Source organism: Wolbachia endosymbiont (group A) of Volucella bombylans, from assembly GCF_964026965.1.
Lineage (GTDB): Bacteria > Pseudomonadota > Alphaproteobacteria > Rickettsiales > Anaplasmataceae > Wolbachia > Wolbachia pipientis.
Map to the genome: position 1 here is coordinate 66,469 of NZ_OZ034717.1, position 18,596 is coordinate 85,064.

14 protein-coding genes and 3 pseudogenes are annotated in these 18,596 nt (G+C 34.7%); 8 read left to right on the forward strand and 9 right to left on the reverse strand.

Annotation, left to right across the window (positions count from 1 at the left end; genetic code table 11):
* Nucleotides 1-84 precede the first annotated feature (84 nt).
* From AAGD51_RS00350 to AAGD51_RS00365, 4 genes are all read left to right on the forward strand, one after another.
* Nucleotides 85-459, forward strand: a complete 375-nt coding sequence (locus AAGD51_RS00350) for a hypothetical protein (RefSeq protein WP_006279398.1) — start codon at nt 85-87, stop codon at nt 457-459.
* Nucleotides 460-503: 44 nt separating this feature from the next.
* Nucleotides 504-2,858 (forward strand): type VI secretion protein, encoded by a 2,355-nt coding sequence (locus tag AAGD51_RS00355; protein ID WP_077188410.1) that lies wholly within the window; start codon nt 504-506, stop codon nt 2,856-2,858.
* The gene (locus AAGD51_RS00360) at nt 2,839-5,649 is read left to right on the forward strand and encodes a hypothetical protein (RefSeq protein WP_341810465.1); all 2,811 of its coding nucleotides are present in this window, start codon (nt 2,839-2,841) and stop codon (nt 5,647-5,649) included. Before AAGD51_RS00355 ends, AAGD51_RS00360 begins: the two co-directional genes overlap by 20 nt.
* Before the next feature lie 121 nt (nt 5,650-5,770).
* Entirely contained in the window at nt 5,771-6,256 is a 486-nt protein-coding gene (locus tag AAGD51_RS00365; protein ID WP_236514438.1) for a hypothetical protein, read from the forward strand.
* Here AAGD51_RS00365 and AAGD51_RS00370 read toward each other — a convergent pair.
* Complete coding sequence (locus tag AAGD51_RS00370) at nt 6,253-6,744, reverse strand: SH3 domain-containing protein (protein WP_007551030.1); 492 nt, start codon at nt 6,742-6,744, stop codon at nt 6,253-6,255. The two genes, AAGD51_RS00365 and AAGD51_RS00370, sit on opposite strands and share 4 nt — an antisense overlap.
* A 70-nt stretch (nt 6,745-6,814) precedes the next feature.
* Here AAGD51_RS00370 and AAGD51_RS00375 point away from each other — a divergent pair, with 70 nt between their 5' ends.
* Both AAGD51_RS00375 and AAGD51_RS00380 read left to right on the forward strand, forming a co-directional pair.
* Complete coding sequence (locus AAGD51_RS00375) at nt 6,815-8,179, forward strand: pyruvate dehydrogenase complex dihydrolipoamide acetyltransferase (protein WP_006280214.1); 1,365 nt, start codon at nt 6,815-6,817, stop codon at nt 8,177-8,179.
* A gap of 69 nt (nt 8,180-8,248) precedes the next feature.
* Complete coding sequence (locus tag AAGD51_RS00380; protein ID WP_007550761.1) at nt 8,249-9,073, forward strand: hypothetical protein; 825 nt, start codon at nt 8,249-8,251, stop codon at nt 9,071-9,073.
* A gap of 45 nt (nt 9,074-9,118) precedes the next feature.
* Here AAGD51_RS00380 and AAGD51_RS00385 read toward each other — a convergent pair whose 3' ends face one another.
* Nucleotides 9,119-10,339 carry a P-loop NTPase fold protein gene (locus tag AAGD51_RS00385; protein WP_077190565.1) on the reverse strand — a complete coding sequence of 407 codons (1,221 nt, stop codon included), beginning with the start codon at nt 10,337-10,339 and terminating at the stop codon, nt 9,119-9,121.
* 3 nt (nt 10,340-10,342) lie between these two features.
* Nucleotides 10,343-10,948, reverse strand: coding sequence for a recombination mediator RecR (recR, locus tag AAGD51_RS00390; protein ID WP_010963080.1), 606 nt, complete (start codon nt 10,946-10,948; stop codon nt 10,343-10,345).
* Nucleotides 10,949-11,305: 357 nt separating this feature from the next.
* Here recR and AAGD51_RS00395 point away from each other — a divergent pair.
* Nucleotides 11,306-12,157 (forward strand): annotated as a pseudogene (locus AAGD51_RS00395) (IS630 family transposase).
* A 28-nt stretch (nt 12,158-12,185) separates the two neighbouring features.
* On the opposite strand, the pseudogene AAGD51_RS00400 reads toward AAGD51_RS00395, so the two are convergent.
* The 4 genes and pseudogenes from AAGD51_RS00400 to AAGD51_RS00415 form a co-directional block, all read right to left on the reverse strand.
* Nucleotides 12,186-12,569, reverse strand: a pseudogene (locus AAGD51_RS00400) (IS66 family transposase); the annotation flags it as partial.
* Between the two features lie 205 nt (nt 12,570-12,774).
* The gene (pnp, locus tag AAGD51_RS00405) at nt 12,775-15,048 is read right to left on the reverse strand and encodes a polyribonucleotide nucleotidyltransferase (protein WP_077188412.1); all 2,274 of its coding nucleotides are present in this window, start codon (nt 15,046-15,048) and stop codon (nt 12,775-12,777) included.
* Nucleotides 15,049-15,062: 14 nt separating this feature from the next.
* On the reverse strand, nt 15,063-15,335 hold the full coding sequence (gene rpsO, locus AAGD51_RS00410) for a 30S ribosomal protein S15 (protein ID WP_006279944.1): 273 nt from the start codon (nt 15,333-15,335) through the stop codon (nt 15,063-15,065).
* Between the two features lie 12 nt (nt 15,336-15,347).
* Entirely contained in the window at nt 15,348-15,608 is a 261-nt protein-coding gene (locus AAGD51_RS00415) for a hypothetical protein (protein WP_012673289.1), read from the reverse strand.
* Nucleotides 15,609-15,749: 141 nt separating this feature from the next.
* Between AAGD51_RS00415 and AAGD51_RS00420 the strand changes: the two are divergent.
* A pseudogene (locus tag AAGD51_RS00420) lies at nt 15,750-16,732 on the forward strand (IS4 family transposase); the annotation flags it as partial.
* Nucleotides 16,733-16,940: 208 nt separating this feature from the next.
* Here the strand turns inward: AAGD51_RS00420 and AAGD51_RS00425 are convergent.
* Nucleotides 16,941-17,888, reverse strand: coding sequence for an IS110 family transposase (locus AAGD51_RS00425; RefSeq protein ID WP_209472550.1), 948 nt, complete (start codon nt 17,886-17,888; stop codon nt 16,941-16,943).
* 219 nt (nt 17,889-18,107) lie between these two features.
* Complete coding sequence (locus tag AAGD51_RS00430; protein ID WP_049973597.1) at nt 18,108-18,443, reverse strand: transposase; 336 nt, start codon at nt 18,441-18,443, stop codon at nt 18,108-18,110.
* Nucleotides 18,444-18,596: the final 153 nt, after the last annotated feature.

An 18,596-nucleotide genomic window follows, 5' to 3' on the forward strand; every position in this document is an offset into this window, starting at 1 on the left:
CTTGTAGTGGATAAGTGAATTCAGTTCTTGCCTATTGATATAAAAGTTGTTATATTTGAGGAATGTTTAAAAGGTGTTTAGTTGATGCGCATTCAATTGAATAAAGTTTTGGTTTTTATAGCCTTATTAAGTTTCATTTTTGCATCATATTCTAGCGAAGCAAGTTCGGCGAGTGATGAATTAAAGGGTATACAAGAAACGGTAAAAAATTTTATTTCTTCATTTTCAGTTAAAGATACTGTAGAAAATATGAGTCCTTCAACAATCATAGGGTTGTGTATAGCTGCAGTGATACTTGCAGTAGTGTTCAGAGGTCTAATCTTTTTTATGATAATGTTTGGTGTACTGGTCCTGGTGTTCGGTAGTACAGAAAAGGCAACAGACTACTTAAAAGAAAAATTTAACTTTGCAAAAGATATAAAATTACAATCCGATAGCGAAAAAAAAGATAAAAATTAAGATAGTATTTTTATCTTTTTTAATTATCTTTATTGAATACGCATATGCAGTTAAAAGTACCAACAGTTAACTCTAAGCTTAAAAAAAAGAACAACTTAGCATTACTAGAAAGCATTGATTTAGATTTTGTTCCTTATGCTTGTCATTACGATGAAGAAACCATACTAACAAAACAGGGAGAATTGTTAAAAATAATCAAGTTAGAAGATTATTCTTCTGTTGATAACTACAGCGACCTCAGAACTGAAATTAGAAAAAGCATATCAAAAAATATTAATAGCCTGTATTTTACCGTTTGGATTCATACCGTTAGAAAGCGCAATAAACTGAGCTTGAAATGGAATAAAACTGAAGACTTCTCTGACAACCTACATTCAACGTGGTTTAATAAACTAACTGATAGTAAATTACAGTATATAAATGAACTATACATTGTAATATTGTTTAGCGATTTTGGCAAGCATACTAATAATTCGTTTTTTTTCAATAGAATAAAGAATAAGCATAAGTTGTCTTTACAAGAAAGCCATCAGGAGTTGCAAAAGATAACTGACGTAATTCAAAATGATTTAGGACCTTTTGGAGCTAAAAAACTGAGTCTAAGGTTTAGTGAAGGTAAAATATATTCTGAAATGATAGAATTTCTCCACTATATTGTTACATTAACGCACAAAGATTATCCAATACATGAAAGGGACCTGTCGCAATATATTAGAAATTTTAAAATAGCTTTTGGTTTCAATACGTTTCAAACAATATTTGAAAATCAACAGAAATTTGGCTCTATTTTCAGCATAAAAGAATACCGGGAAATCTCTTTAGGTAATATAGATAGATGCTTGCAGCTTGAATCTGAATTTATCATTACAGAAATAATGATATTTACTAGTAATAACAAAGCAATAAAAGAATTTAAAAAACAAATCAACATGCTGCAAATTAGTGAGGATAATACCTTACTTAAAAGCTCAGGAATTGAAGAAATAATAGAGCTTGAAAAGACCTCTAGTATAGACTTCTGCCAACAGAAAATTATTTTTACAATATTTGCAGATGATAGGAATAAGTTAGCTGAAAGTATTAGTGATTTATCTTCTATAATGTCATTAGTTGGCTTCATGATGTTTAGAACTGATTTACATATGGAAAGTCATTTTTGGGCACAACTTCCAGGCAATTTTGCTTTTATTACGCAACCGAAAAATATCTTAACAAAATACGCTTGCAGCTTTGCTATGCTGCACGATTTTACGTCAGGTACATTAAAAGGAAGAAGGTGGAAAGAAGCGGTAATGATTTTTTTCTCAAAAAAAGGAAATCCTTACTTCTTTAATTTTCATGGAAAAAGAAATAATGGCCATACTACGATACTCGGAGCTCCAAATTCAGGCAGAACTTCACTCATTAATTTTCTATTATCAGAATCAAGAAAGTTTAACCCAAGAATTGTCATATTGGATAACACTGGAAAATCAATAATTTTTACTAAAGCAGTGAGTGGTAAATATTACATAATCGATCCAAAATATAAGGACAAAAGCCTAAAATTTAATCCACTAAACATTGAAGATAGTGCTTCCAATCGCAATATGTTGGTTGAACTGATCAGAAGAATGGTAGCCGATACGAGCTTGGTGGACGTAGAAGAAAAGATAAGAAAAATTGTGGATTCTATATTTGCTATACCCAAGGAATCACGTTCTATTTCACAAATTTCTGAGGTGCTCTTGCTCCTTGGGGGTAAGATAAGTAGATGGTGTGACGATGGTGACTTTGCTTACTTATTTCAAGATGGTAATGAATCAGATATTGACTGGGAAACAAAAATTATATCTCTCAACACCGCAAACCTTACAAAACAAAAGGAATGTATGTCCGTGATACTTTACTATTTTTTATATTCTTTTGAGGCAAAATGTGATGGCTCGCCTGCAATACTTGTTTTGGATGAAGCATGGGAGATAAGTAATATTTTTCCTACAGAGAAAGAGTTTGATAACTGGATGCAAAGAATGACGGAACTAAATGTTGTAGTAATCCTAAGTACTGAAAATTTAAATCTCGCATTTGCTAGCAAATTTACTCAATATTTAGATAAACATGTTGATACAAGAATCTTGATGCCGAACGTCAATGCAAATAGATTATACATGAAAGCATTTTCTTTATCAAAAGAGGAGCTGAATATAATTCTGCAGACGCCAACGCAGGAAGGTTTATTTTTGATAAAACAGTATAAAGGATTAGTAACTTTAAATTTAGATTTAAAGAATATGCAAGAAATACATGTACTTTCAGCTAACAAAGAGACGATAAAGTATATGTACGAGGCAATAAAGGAAAAAGGAGAAGAAGTTAATGAGTGGTTACCGGTATTTTATGAGAAGTGTAAGGCTTAATTTCTTATTGATATTTTTTTTGATACTTGGTCTTTCGTATCAAGGATATGCTGATTGTCCAACATTTGTAGAAAGTAATACTTGGTTGGAAGCAATAGTTGGTGGAGATTGGGTAAAGGAAATTAAGGTGCAAGCAATAAAAGATCAAGGAGTTGATGGTTACTTTAATCCCAAAATTAGAGTATGTGCTTATGATGGACAAAGTTATTGTTATGACTTACAAAGTGGGGAATCCTGCCGCCAGATATATGGAACGCAAGGTACAGGAGCTGGAGTTTCTGCTGCAGCTTTTATTGATTGGGAAGGGGATAAAACAAAAGCTGGAGGAGAAATTGCTCGGGGTCTTAAATGGGAATGGGCAGACGGTGTTACTGATGAGGAAAAAAGAAGATTCGCTAACTCTCCTAAAATATGTGCTTGCAGTCAAAAAGGGGCTTGTATGTCAGGAATTTCTTCATGGGGTTCTAGAGTATTTTCGGGTGAGAATATTTTTCGTCCTGGGGAGATGGAAAAAGTCTGTGATACCTGCTACCAAACGGCAGTAAAATGTGCTCCCGTGCCACTTGCACCTAGTCCCCCTCCATTTTGCGAGCAACTTGCAATGTCACCTCCACAAGTTAGAATTGTTCCTATAACAGATAAAGACAATGATTACTTTAATCCTAAGGTTAAGGTAATCATTGGTGATCTGAAAGGAAGAGACGGAGAGATTGGAGAAAAATTAGATTTCCCTAAAGGGTATGGAGAAAATAAAGCTGAGTGGCGCTCTATTTTAGACAAAGATGGCATCACGTACTACTTCAAAACCTATAGAAAAAAGGGCCAGCTCTGTGCTGAATACCTTGGAACTCAAAGTATAAATGAACAAAATCCACAGTTCGTCCGCTGTTTTCCTGCATCACCTGCTCCAGAACCTGAGATAGTGGAGATAGTAAATAAAAATACATTGAAAGTAGAAATGAAGATGAGTGAGAGCACTTGTGCTAAAGCACATGGAACCTATAGTAATGGTTCCTGTACTTTTAATGTTAATACTGACCTCAACCATCCTATAAACATTGGCCCCCTATCTTTAAAAGTAGTAAAACCAGCAATAGTAGCAAAAACAACTGATAGTAATATTGATAATATTATAGAAGGTATATTAGAAAGTAATCCGCAACAATTTAAAGTTCTGAAAGAATATGGCTATGTTCCTGATGTGCAAATTAAATGTTCTAAAGGCGGAAGTTTTTATAGTTTTAATGATTTTGAGAAAAAGTTAAAAGACAAATCTATTCAATGTGAATTTAATAACTCTGGGCAGCCGGAAATAGAAGTAAAGTATAAAGGAAATTCTAACAGTAAAATGCTTTGTCTTTCTGGATGGCAGCCAGAACCAGAGGAGTTTGTTCTTAAAAGAGAAAATAAAATAATACCACTAAAATTAATGGGAACAAGATATACTAAATACAATGCTGTTTACTCCAAGGAATCAAATCAGTTCTATTATCTTCCAAGCAAGGAAATAGTTTACCCTTTGAAAGAAACTCAAGAGAGGTTGGATAAAATAATATTTAATAAGCAAGAGTATGTTTTCTTCCCTGATGAAAATGAGCAGAAGAAGGGAGAATGCAGTTACTGTGTAAAAAGAAATGATGAGATAGACGATACATTTAAATCTAGTAAAGGACTGAAAGTAGTATACAAATTGACGGATGTAGAGCATAGAGAAAAATGTAATCAAGGTGATGATGGTTGTATCTGCTTTACTGGAACATGCAGCCGTTCAACACGATATGTAGACAAAGAAAACACTCAACCTTTTTATACAAAGATTTCACAAAATACAAATGGCGTTGTCACACAACAAGAAGCACCAATTAAAGCAAACAGAACGGAGGTCTTTTACGCTGATAAATTGTGTAGGTTCGATTTAGAAGGTCTCAAAAAGAAATTAAAAGAAAAATTAAAAGAGATAATCAAGGAACATCTGAAAAATAAGAAATCAGATCTTGAAAAAAATAATGAAAAATCCTATGATCATAAAAATAAAGATGTTTATACAGATGACTTATCAATAAAATTTGATCGTATTAAAATAGAAGCGTGGGGAAGTGGTGAAGCAGGTCATATACAAGGTAGTGGCTGTGACAATCAAAAATGCCATTCTACTGAAAGCAGAGTAGGGATGCCAGGAGATTATATTAAAGCTAAACTGAAAATCGATCCTAATTATCCTATAATTAAGGTGCAAGTCACAGAGGGAGGGGGTAACCAGGAAAGTAACCTCTCAGATAAGGACGGGGGACCTGTTTTCATAGAAATGTGCAATTCGCAGAAGCAACATTGCCAGCAACTGATTACTGTTGCAGGTGGAGGTGAGTATAGAACATACGGTGGTAAGGGTTATGAGGAAACAGTAATTCATAAGCAAGATTTAAAGCTAGAGGAGAAAATTGTAAAGGCAGATAAACTGAAGTCTACACAAGACAATCAAATAGCATATATAGAAAATGGTGAAATCAAGTATGAAACAGTAGAGTGTGGAAGTGGTTTGAGAAGCAGTAGATCTGGTGCAGGTGGCTGCATTAATAAAAGCAAAGGAATTTATGGTAAAGGCTCTCCAGGGTATGTGAAGATTAGACCTATTATAAAGGAATTTGACGAAGAAGAAATAAATGCTGCTATTAAAAAATTAATAGAGGATCTATACGATCTTGAAACTATGACTGATTTTTGGGTAGGGGATCTTAACGTGAATATAAGTGGGATAATTAAAGAGGAACTCAAAAAAGAATTGTTAAGGTAAAAAGATATAACTCTGAAAATTATGCTCTCGTTTTAATAATTAATTAAAGTAAAGCATGTAGTAAATGGTGTAATTGCTGTATCTTAACAAAAAGGTATAACGAATGTAAGGAGGGTACTTTATGTCTCTAAAGAATAAAATTTCTGAGCTAATAGAACAACAATTTAGCATTAAATACCATGACAATTATTTGGCTTACGCTATACATAAGTGGGCTGCAAGCGAAATATCTAATTCTATTGCTTTTTGCATAATTGGTTGTGGAAATTGCAAGATTGGATATCAAGATGCTGCAAATTCGTTCAACATAACAAAAGAAGAAATTGAACAAGGCAATATTGCAAGCATAGAAAGTAAAATAAAAAATGAAGCTGAAAAATCAGGTAGCGAGTTTTCTGAGTTGATTTCTAGAGTGGATCAATCGCTAAAAGAGCAGAGTGAAAAGTCTATTGTACAAATTTTAGATTCATCCGCTGAGGAGATGTTAAGGAGTTTCTGTGATAACCCTGTACAGTCTCCAGAGCCTCAAGAACCCTCTGCTTCATCTGAAGAGCATGCTACAGAAGGCCCAGAAACTAGTGTTAATTCAGATCTTTTGTCAACCTAATCAACCCCATATATATGTTTTTTTTGTACCCATGCTTTGCGTTTTGGGGTGGAAAGAAAGCACCATTCTTCGTTGCATTTTTCTATCTTCATCACAACAAACTTGTCTATTTTCATAGTAATCTTGCTGTCTACACTCTGTTTTTGATATCCATAAGTATCTTCTTTTACAATCGCGTAGCGCTTATCACTAAGAAGATTGCCTTTTATCCATCCGCAGTCTTCATCTATATCGCAGACCTTTTTCCAACTCTCAAACTCTTCTATCACTTTCAGGGGCAGATTTTTGCAAGTGTATATCCATTTTACAGGATAGTGAAACCCTGGCCCCGTTCTCATGTTGATCTTATTTGATTTGGTTGAAACAAAGTTGTTAGCAAACAAGCTATGGCTAAATAATAAAAACAATAGGATAATAGTACTGAACCAAGATCCCAGTGTCACGCACTGGGATAACGTGAGGGATAGTGTAACAGACTTATTCATCATAATTCACGATTAGGTTGACATAAGATAAAGAGTAAATTAAAAATTGAATAGATCTTTAAATGCAAAATCAATGCCTATAGAAATATTAATGCCTGCTCTTTCACCGACAATGAGCAAAACTGGAGGAAAAATTGTAAAGTGGCATAAAAAAGAACAAGACAAAGTTGAAGTAGGCGACGTAATTGCTGAGATAGAGACTGATAAAGCCATAATGGAGTTTGAATCTATAGATGAAGGAGTTTTAGCAAAAATTTTAGTAACAGAAGGAACAAGTGGCGTGCCTGTAAATCAACCAATAGCTTTAATGCTGGAAGAAGGAGAAGATGAAAGTGCACTTAACAACTATACTTCAACTTCTATCAATAGTGCAGTTAAAAAGGAAGTGACAAAAAGTGCTGTTGATAATCAAAAATCAGAACACCAAGATTTAAACGGAAAGCCAATAAGTCATTCTTCGGTGTCATTCCAGCGCGTGACGCTGGAATCCAACCCCTCAATGTCATCCCAGTGCTTGACGCTGGGATCTAGAAAAGAAGAATGGATCCCAGTGTCAGCTACTCAGATGACAGAGGGTTATGCAGAAGGTAGAACAAAAATAAGCCCATTAGCTAAGAAAATAGCTCAAAATGAAGGGGTTAATGTGCAGCAATTAAAAGGTACAGGACCATATGGTCGCATAATTAAGGCTGATGTGTTGGAGTTTTTAGGCAGTGGTATACATACTGAAAGTCCTGAGAAAGATACCATAGTTGAAGTAAGCAACATGCGCCAAGTGATAGCACAGCGCCTGACTGAATCAAAACAGAATGTTCCACATTTTTATTTAACTGTAGATTGCCAGGTTGATAAGTTAATATCGTTAAAAAACGAGATTAACTCAGCAGATGAAAACAATAAAGTAACAATTAATGATCTAATCATAAAAGCTGCAGCTTTCAGCATGAAAAAATTTCCTGATATAAATTCTTCGTGGATAGATAATAAAATACTGAGATATTCAAATATAGATATTTCAATCGCTGTGGCACTTGAAGATGGGCTAATTACTCCTATAGTAAAAAATGCTGATAAAAAGGGTATTTTATCTATATCAAAAGAAGTGAAAGATTTAGTAAGCAGAGCAAGATCTGGAAAATTGAAACCTGAAGAGTTTCAAGGAGGAGGGTTTACTATCTCCAACTTAGGGATGTTTGGTATAAAAGCCTTCAGTGCTATAATCAATCCGCCGCAATCTTGCATTATGGCAGTTGGTGCATCTAAAAAACAACCAATTGTTATGAATGAGAAAATAGAAATAGCAGAAATAATGACAGTAACGCTCTCTGTTGACCATAGAGCAGTTGATGGGGCACTCGGAGCAAAGTTTTTAAATGCCTTTAAGCATTATATAGAGAATCCTCTGGTGATGCTTATTGAAACTGCGGTAATCTATTAGCATTGTTATTACAAAATTAATACCTCTAAGTTTATACTTTTATTAGTTAATAGGTTTAGAGGTAAAAAAATGAATACTACAGTAGAAAAAAATAATCCAAAAATTTTTCCTCAAAATGAAGGAAAGATTAACTCAAAAGGCATGGTTGCCCCACCTGTTCCTCCGAAATCTTCCCAAGCTAAATTTGCTGGAATAAAAGCAATTTTTGAGCGAAATGTACCTCATTCTCAAGCAAATGATAGTAATAAAACAGTGAGTAGCAATCTTGGAAGAACATTTGGCCCAACAATGCAAAAACTCATGGAAGACAACATTCATAGCACTCCTAACAAACAACGCCGCAATTCAGGGGATAGTGGTATCAGTGATATTAGTAGCAGCACTTCTGATGATGAGGATAGAACAATAAAAGATAAAATGATGGAAAATGTTAAGCAGGATAACCATCAAAAAAGCTTTGATTTACATAAAGTACAAGCAACTGATGAATTAGAAACCGTAAAATTTCTCAAAACGCTAAGCAAGAAAGAAAGAGAAAAACTTGGTTTTTCTCCTAAACAGCAAAATAACCAAAAGGTTGAGACTAGCAAAAAAACTTATAATCCACTTGATTGGAATCCAATCTATCAAGGTAAAAAGCTCTTTAGCTTAGGCAATATGTCGAGTAATTCGTCTTCATGTAGTGAAAAAAGCAATATTTCAGATGTAAGCGATAAGTCTAATAATTCAAACATTGTTAGATGTAATATTACTAGGAGTAACAGTAAGGAAGACCTTCGTAAACCTGATGCTTCACATAATGACAAATCTGCAGGTAAAAAATTATCTAATGTCAATGTAAGCGAATTAATCAGAAAGTTTGAACAAGGTAATGACATAGTAAAAGGGCGTTAATCAAATGTTACCCTATCTTTGTATATGTAAAGGTAGGGTATCTTTTCAAAATAGTATATCCTTTATAGCTTTGTTAATTTTTGACTCCCTCTCTGCAAAAGCAGTTTCTAGAGAGGTTTTAAGTTTTTCCCATTCTTCTTGACCATTTAGAACTAAAGATTTATATTCATTTTCAATTTTTTCCAATGCTCTTTGATATGAAAAACCTAATTCCTCATATATATCAATATTTATCGATTGCAGTATTACCAAAAATGAAAACAAATTCGGATCAGGTAATTCTTCTCTTGTGTGATTCAGAAGACACAGCTTTATTTTTTTTACGCAGTATTCTATTGTTTTTAACGATAGTGACAGGCTTTCTGTATAAAATATAAAACTATCTACAATCAAATTTTTTGACTTTTTCGGTAATTTAATATTTTCAAATAGTTCTTTTGTAAATTTTTCTATCGGTTGTTTTGGCAAATGTAAAGAGAGATCAGTAAAAGATTTTAGGTCAAAATTTGGTCCAAGTATTGTGCTGATTGCTCTTTGTACATTACTCTTATCTTTACTTACAGAAATAATGAAAACCAGCCCCTCCACATCAAGCATATACTTTATAGATTCCAAAAAATCGACAACGAATTTAGGACGGCACACATCAAGATTATCCACCATTATATAAATGTTTTTGTCTTTTCTGATTTTATTAACCACATCCGCTAACTGTGTTTTAAAATCTCTAGTACTCTCTTTTCTTCTTTGGAGAAGACTTAATTCACTCAAGACAAAACCTATGTCTTTTTTATCAGCCTCTTTTGCAGCATCAAGAAATACTGAAAGCATAGCAAGTGGAGATTTACTGATCAGCTTTCCTAGTGTGTTTAGAGAAAATAGCTCTTGGTTTATGTTCTTGAACTGTTGTATAACACTTCTTTTTACTTTATACGATACAAATAAATCTTCAAATAGGAAATTTAAAAAAGAAGGCAGTGGTTGGTCCAATGCATTGATATCCCATGCACTATAATAAGCTGCAATTTCATTTTGCTGTTTTAACTCTTTTACCCATTCTTTCAAAAAAAACGTCTTGCCCCATCCATCATATCCTTCCAAAGATATTATTGTAAAAGACTGATCAATTGTTTTAATTATAGTGTTGAATTTACCTGAAAATTGCTTATAGTTTAGGTGGTCATTTTCCCAAGCCACCACTTTAAGTGGTGGCACTATTTTTTTCTTTTTGAATGTTATTAGCGATATAAGTTTTTTTAAGCACATGTCTTATTTTATATTTAACTCATATTCTTGTCTTGAAGTAAGTGCTATCCTCAGCGTTCCTTCATCAAGATAGTCAATTTCTCCGCCCATTGGTATGCCGCAAGCAAGGCGTGATATTTTCACATCCAAATTTTTTAGCAATTCAATTATATATTGTGCAGTAACTTGGCCCTCTAATGTCGGATTAATTGCGATAATTATCTCTTCAATTTTAGACTCTGTCACTCTTTTCAGAATAGTGTCAAGGTTGAGTTCTTTTGGACCTATGCCATTTATTGCAGACAATCTGCCACCCAAAACATGGTATAAACCTGAATATATATTTCCTTTTTCAAACGCCCATAGATCACCTAATTCTTCTACTACACACAGTAACTTAGTGTCACGTTTTGGGTTAGTACAAATAGAACAAGGTGACTTAGTATCTAGATTTCCGCAAACTTCACACTCTATTATAAGATCTGCTAGCTCTTTAATCAAAGATGCAAGTGGTAGCATAACTTTTTCTTTGTTTTGGAGTAAATGTATAACTAACCTGCGTGATGATGATGGCCCTAAACTTGGCAATTTAGAGAAAGCATGAACTAGATTCTTTATGTTAACGTTCATTCAATAAATTCAGAATAGGCAGTCAAATGGTAACATCAAACCCTTTGTAAAGAAAGTGGTAAGTTTCTCTTGATCCCACTTTGATCAGCTATAGAAAAAATTTTTTACTTTAACGAAAAAAATTACTTCCGCACACTTAAAGCCTGATTATAATAGACTTCTTGCATAACCCAAACTAAGTAGAAAAAAGGTATCATCCAAGTAGCTGACACTGGTTCCTTTATGACGGCAGTACCTTCTCCTGTCATCCGAGTAGCCGACTACTTGGATCCAGGAAATTTAACTCTACCAAGTATAGCTCTTTCCATAAAAGTCCGGATGTGATAGGATAAGGGTAGATGATGATAAGGAGGTTGAATGCCAGCAGCATATAGTTATGATTTAAGAAAAAAAGCAATGGAAGCGCTAGACGAAGGAGAAAGCAGAGAAACAGTGGCAGCAAGATTTAAGATTGGACGAACTACTTTATGGGAGTGGCAGCAAAGAAGAAAAGAAACAGGAGACTTTCAATCAAAAAAACTTGGAAATGGGGGTTACAATCACAAAATTACCGACTGGGATACCTTTGCCAAATTTGCCAGAGAACACGGAGGAAAGACTCTATCGGAAATGGCTAAACTTTGGAACAACGTTAGTATCCAAACGATCTATCGAGCCCTTAAAAAAATTGGATTTACGCGCAAAAAAAGACATATGGATACAAGGAAAGAAACGAAGAAAAACGTGCTGAATTTTTGAAAATTATAGCGACAAAAGAACCTAAAAACTTAGTGTATATAGATGAGTCTGGCATTGATAACACCGAAGACTACCCCTACGGATATTGCCAGAAAGGACAGCGGTTTTATGCCTTAAAATCTGGAAAAAAAACTCAACGAATCAGTATGGTTGCAGCCTTAAGTGGAAGAAAGATAGTTGTTCCGTTAACCTTTGAAGGCCACTGTAATATGGATGTTTTTAATGGATGGTTTGAGCAATTTTTGACACCGATCTTGGAACCTGGACAGACTGTCATTCTTGACAATGCTACTTTTCATAAGTCTGATAAAGCTTGCTAAAGGGGTTGGTGCAGAAATTTTGTATCTGCCGCCTTATTCTCCAGATTTCAACAAAATTGAGCATCATTGGTTTGCTATAAAAAACAGAGCCAGGAAAAACATTCCTCTATTCGAATCCTTTCGTCGTGCTGTTGATTCTGCCTTCCTATGACCTGTTCGGACTATTATGAGAAATGCTATACTACATAAGGCCTAATTTCCGGAAGATCAACTTTTTGGTGAACATAAGGTTTTTCGCATATTACAAGCTCTCCTCCGCATTCGCAAATATTAGGCAACTCTATTTTTACTACTTTATCCGCTTCCATTGTAGCATGAAAATTTCCTTTATGCCCAACCTGATCGCCAACATTCCTTTCGCTTTTTGGCTTGTCCTTTTTTGTTTTGTACAATTCTTTAGAGCTCGGTAGAGATGAATTTTTCGAGTTTAAACCAAGCCTTTCCTTTAATTCAGCGTTCTCTATCTTTAAAGCTTTATTTTCTGCTTTTAAGTTTTCTATCTCTGCTTTCAGTTTTTCTATTTTTTGCTGTAAATTTTTGCAAAGTTCTAAAAGGTTTACCACATTACCTCACTTTTGCTCTATGATTATCTTTTTAGATCACTTTGTCTACCTTATTCTACCACTCCGCTGAACGGATACCTTGGGTTAGCTATAGCTAACACCACAATTGTACTAACATTGTGATTTGAGAACAACCTTCACCAGAAAGGGTGTCATTCCAGTGTTAAGCACTGGAATGACGAGAGGTAACGCAAGAAGTTTACTCTTAATAAAAACCTGATGATGAATCATTATTACCAAATTTCGGCCTATTTCTATTGCTGAAACCAGAACGAGGACGAGGAGGCCTCTTATGGTGACTTCCTCCAGGTTTTCTACTAAATGAATTATTGTAATAATTATCCCTGTCATTTGGACCATCTTTCCTTTCCTCGTTGTAAAGCTCACCTTCAAAAAACTCTCCCGTCTCTTGATCAACCCGACGTCTTGACAACTTTGGACACCCACCTTTTTCGAAGTCAATTACTAGTGCTTTGAAAGTATCATCTTGTTTAAGTACGCTCTCTATAGAATCTATATGTTCATTAGCTACTTCACTTATGTGCATTTTTCCTTTTCTGCCATTAAGAAATTCAAGCTCTACAATAGACTTCTCTATTCTTACAACCTTGACATCAACTATAGAACCTTGTTCTAGTTCTGTTATTGAATCAATCATCATACTCTTTGCAATTTCAGCTTCAGTGCCACTCGTAGCAAAAACAGAAACTTTACCATCATCTCCTATTTCAATTTTTGCATTACTTCTTTCACACACACTGCGTATATTTTTCCCCTTAGAACCTATAGCAGCAGAAATTTTGTCTTTATCTATGTAAAATGATAACATCCTTGGTGCATGGTCTTTGACATCATCACTGTGTTCTGAAATCACTGCATTCATTTTTTCTAAAATATGTAATCTTCCAGCTTTTGCCTGTTCTAAAGATTTTTCAACAATTTCAAAGCTTATACCAGAAATTTTCATGTCCATTTGTAGCGCCGTAACCCCTTCACTAGTTCCTGCTACTTTAAAGTCCATATCACCAAGATAATCTTCATCACCAAGTATATCGGAAAGTATTACATACTCGTCTTTATCTTTGATGAGACCCATAGCAATTCCAGCAACAGGGGCCTTTATTGGCACACCCGTATCCATTAAAGCAAGAGAAGTCCCACAAACTGTTGCCATAGAAGAAGAACCATCAGACTCCAAAATTTCGGACACTACTCTTATTGTATAAGGAAATTCAGACTTATCGGGTAAAACAGGATGAATTGCTTTCCAAGCAAGTTTGCCATGACCGATTTCTCTTCTTCCTGGTGCACGCGCAGCAGAAGTTTCTCCAACAGCAAATGAGGGAAAGTTATAATGCAACATGAAATGCTCACGTCTATCCCCTTCAATATCATCCACAATTTGCTCATCTTGAGTGGTGCCAAGAGCAGTAACAACCAGTGCCTGAGTATTGCCTCTTGTAAATAGTGCAGAACCGTGAGTTTTGGACAGAATATCAACTTCAACTTCTATCTGACGTATCTCATCATGCTTACGACCGTCTATCCTTACACTTTTCTTCCTAATTATTTCACGTACTAAAGATCTTTCAAAGTTTTTTACTGCATACGTAATTAACTTTTCGTCTTTTCCAGTTTCTTTAAGAGTATTCAATATATTCTCTCTGATCGCTTCTAGAGCTTGAACTCGCTCTTGTTTTACTGTTTGCGAATATGCTTTTTCAAAATCTTTACCGTATTTTTCGAGCTCTTGTGTTATATCTGATGCATCAATAGGGGCAAAGCTCTCAGGTTTATTGCCAATTGTATCAGCAAACTCTTTTATGAGCTTAATGACAGGCTTAAGGTGTTCATGGCCAAATTTTATTGCATTAAAAACATTTTCTTCAGAGAGCTCTTTCACTTCTGATTCAACCATTAAAATTGAATTTTCATCACCAGACAAAAACAGATCCAAGCTGCTTGCTTTCATCTCTTGAACAGAAGGGTTGAGTATATAGTTATTATTTTCATCACAACCAACCATCACTCCAGCTATAGTAAAGTGAAAGGGAACACCAGAAATTGCAAGAGCTGCAACAGCACCAATCAATGCTGGCACTTCAGGAGGATTGACTGTATCATAAGTTAATAGATTGCACACCACACTAATTTCATCATGAAATCCTTCTGGGAATAGTGGTCTTATACTTCTATCTATTACTCTTGAGATTAAAGTTTCTCTATCAGATGGCTTGCCTTCTCTTTTAAAAAACCCGCCAGGGATCTTACCCATGGCATAGCTTTTTGCGATAAACTGCACATTTAAAGGTAGGAAATCAACGCTTTCTTCCTTCTTTTTACGTACAACAGTTACTAAAACAGAAGTATCACCGTAATTTACAACTACTGAACCATGAGCTTGGCGTGCTATTTTTCCTGTTTCTAAAGATAAGGGACGACCACCCCACTCTATAGATTTTTTTATAATTTTAAACATATTAAATTCCTCGATTATTTTCTAATGCCTAACTTCTCTATTAATTCCTGATAGGCTTCATTACCAAATTTACGCTTTATATAATTTAAGTGCTTGCGTCTTCTACCTATCAATATAAGTAAACCACGCTTAGAGTGATGGTCATGCTTGTGCACTTTAAAATGCTCAGTTAAGTTACTGATCCTCTCGGTCAAAATTGCACATTGTACAAAAGATGAGCCTGTATCATCTTCTTTAATTGCATATATATTTATCAAACTCTTTTTCTTTTCGGATGTTATCGACATCTAAACCTCATTTTAAATATTAAAAACACGAATAGGTTTCACACAACCATAAATAAAACTGCAGATTGCAATAGGTACACTACCCACCACCGTACAACAAATATCATGATTCTTTAAATTACGCAAGTTATTTAATACAACTTCCTGACCTTTTCTGATTTTTCCCGCATCTTCTAGGGAAATTTCAACTTTGAACATCGATTTTAAAGCCGATTCAATGGGGATGACGAAACTTTTTGTATTACTCCCTGTCACTCCATCATCTTCTGTCATCCCACCCCCCTCTGTCATGAAAGTAGCTGACACTGGTTTCCATCCAAGACGGTGTCATTCCTTACTATTACCCACAAATATAAATGTACTTATAAATAAAGTATTACAATATTAGAGTTTGCAAATATTGAGGGTATAAAAATGGCAAACGAGAGTAATGAATGGGCTAAAAATGAATTTGGAGATGCTGTACTTGGAGATAAAAGATTAACTGACCGATTAGTAAATATTGCTGACAGTTTGATAAGTTTACCTGAAAGCTCAATTAATGAGGCATGCGGAAGTTGGTCAGAAGCAAAAGCAGCATATCGTTTTTTTTAAAATGAGAACGTAAAAGAAGTCGATATTCTAGCTTCACACATTGATAAAACAGTTGAGAGAACAAAAGCTCACAAGAGGGTTCTTGTCATTCAAGATACCAGTTACATTGTATATAATAACCATAAAAAAACAAGCGGATTAGCAAATTTGTCCAGTTATGATACTGCAAAAGGTATTATAATGCATACAGCTCTTGCCGTTAGTATAGAAGGTTTGGTACTAGGGATACTAGATCAAAAAGTTTATTCAAGACCTGAAGAAACTGAGAACCTTAAAAAAAAGAGCGATCGCATTGAAGATAAAGAAAGCGTAAAGTGGTTGGAAACTTTAAGAAAAACAAATAATATTATTGATCCAACTCAAACTGAGACTATAACTGTATGCGATAGAGAAGCAGATATATATGACTTTTTTGAGCTTGCACATAGTCTTAATTCGGCAGTGCTAGTTAGAGCATGCAGAGATAGAGCAGTAAATAGAAAATCTCGATATCCTGAAAAAGGTGAGCAGAAGTTATGGGCATTTATTAAATCCTCTCATTGTGCAGGTACGGTAGAAGTTGAAGTTCCTGTAAAAGATAATAAGCCAAAAAGAACAGCACGTTTGGAAGTTAGATTTGGAAAGTTTATGATGAATCCATCTAAGAATAATATTAGGCATAAGACGGAAGAACTACCTAAATTACCACTTTATGCAGTTTATGTTGTTGAGAAAACTCCCCTTCCCTTAAAAAAAAACCGCTAGAATGGATGCTATTAACGAATCTTTCAGTTAATACTTTCGATGAAGCTGTTGAAAAAATTAGTTGATATCAACTATGTTTTTTAAAAATTTTTTTATTTGTGTAATTTTGCAAATTATATGGGCAATAAAAACCCGTTTGTCATAGAAATAGAATTTTATATCAAACAGCTACCACAGCAATTTCTGCTTAAGCTAATGAATATGTGCTTTAAGTCTGTGTGGACGCACATATTCATTAGCCAATTTCAGTTACCGTTGTGAAGATTTTTAAGTATGCAAATTAATTGCTTCTTTAAGTCTTGTATTAGCAATTACTATAATTTTACGCATTAGGGCTGTTATAGCCACCATCTTCTTCTTACCACTTTCAACAAGCTTAGAATAAAAGGCGCCAAGTATAGATTTTGACCTTGTAGCAGCCATAGCGGCTGTAAAGAGCTTTGAACGAACGTTACTTCTACCACCTGTAATCCTTCGGTAACCAACAGCTTTACCACTTTCTTTTGGATGCGGTGCAACTCCGGCAAGACTTGCTACTTCTTTTCTATTTAAGTAACCAAGCTCTGGCATTAAACACAAAAAATCTTGTGATAACTTTTTACCTATTCCAGGAACTGTTTTAAGAATTTTTTGGCGTTGTTGTAATTCGCGGCTTTCATCAATAATCTTTTGTATAGTATCATTGAGTTCGTTTATTTGACTATCGAAAAACTCAATGGTCTTTTGACAGCTTTCTTTTATATGATCATTTTCCGGTGCTTCAAGTCTGCATTTTTCTTGAGTTCTCATTTGCGTAATATCATCACGACGTTGACAAAGTGCAGCCAAAGTTGATTGTTCTGTAGAGGTAGGTACAAATAGAGAGATAGTTCTATGGCGTTCAAATCCATATTGAGCAAGAGCTCTTGCATCTGATCTATCAGACTTTGCTAAAGTTCCGTGAGATAAAATAAAGCTTTTTACTTTACGAGTATTAGCTCGATGCACGGCAATATTTTTGTCGGTAAGAAAATGTGATAAGCCAAGCTCATATTTCCCTGTATTTTCTAAAGTCACTAAAGCATTAGGTAGAATATCTGAAAACTCTTGAAATAATTGTTGCCAACCAGAAGCATTATTATCAAATTCGACAGCATTCTTCTGTTTGTGAATTGCAACGACATTTTTAAATTTTCCGATGTCAATGCCAATAAAATTTTGATAAGATGTAACCATAATAAACCTCGATAGTTTTAGTTAATTTAAGATTGTAAACGGGTGCATATATATGTCCCAAGCAACTATTCAAACGTATCGAGAGATAGGGCTAGCGTACCTTGATACCAACGGTTGTAATACCAATTTCCTTTCGGTCGCGCACGCCCGCTATTCCTAGTGAGCAGGGTTATCTTTCTCTCTTATCTCTTTTATATCACGTTTTTAACTTACAATTTTCTAAAACGAATGATAAACGTCTAAAATGGTATTACCAACTAAAAGGTGTAAGTCTGTACATTGATGCATTAGAGGTCTGAGGCAACTTTTGATGGTGTGCCAACAATGCTCTATCGGATTTAGATCAGGTGAATATGTTGGAAGATAAAGCAAATGACAGCCAAAAGACTCTATTAATGACTTTGTTTTGGGAGTTTTATGGAATGTAGCATTATCCATAACTATGGTTGTATCACGCTGTAATTGTGGAAGTAATCTTCGCTCTAACCATACATTAAATATATCTTTATTACACCCTCCTGTGAAGGTCATTGGTGCAATAAACTTCTCATCCACCTATTATACTCACTCTTTCCCGCTTTTTTCCTGGAACATCAGCATATATTTTTTCTCCTCTTGGAGCTCGTGCATATTCTCGGTATAGTCTATTATCAACTCCTGCTTCATCTATATATAAAATGCTACAGTGGTCTATTTTTGAGACTTTAT